The sequence below is a fragment of the Salmonella sp. SAL4457 genome (assembly GCF_046548235.1).
Taxonomy (GTDB): domain Bacteria; phylum Pseudomonadota; class Gammaproteobacteria; order Enterobacterales; family Enterobacteriaceae; genus Salmonella; species Salmonella enterica.
This window is the reverse complement of the sequence record NZ_JBGDZO010000191.1, coordinates 1-336: the sequence shown is the minus strand read 5'-3', so window position 1 is coordinate 336 and position 336 is coordinate 1. Positions and strand designations below refer to the sequence as shown.

Genomic DNA, 336 nt, shown 5'->3' with positions numbered 1-336 from the left:
ATCTAGGATGGTTTGTGTCCCGACTAGGGAAGGCAGTCTATTTCCTACTACCACAGGGAACTCGCCACTCTTGCGGTAAGCTACGGTGGCGTCTATTAACTGGCTGTTTTTAGACTCTTCCGCACGGTACAAAGCACGCACCTCTTCATCCGGCAGATCAACAGACGCATCACCTTGACTAAATATTCCTTTGTCCGAAGCCTTCCAATCCAACCGCCAATCCGCCACCCGACACAGATACTGATAGAAAACCACATCATCCACGCTGTCCCCGGCCCCGATGGCCAGGTCATAGGCCAGTACCCGCCGGTTATGCTCCGGGTTGTTGGGTATGGC

The 336-nt window shown here is 53.6% G+C and carries 1 protein-coding gene; it reads right to left on the bottom strand.

Annotated features, from left to right (window positions below):
• Positions 1 to 333, bottom strand: a 333-nt coding sequence (locus ACLJNW_RS23860; protein WP_410961175.1) for a DUF3274 domain-containing protein, incomplete at its 3' end; no start/stop codon positions are given.
• Between the last annotated feature and the right edge of the window lie 3 nt (positions 334 to 336).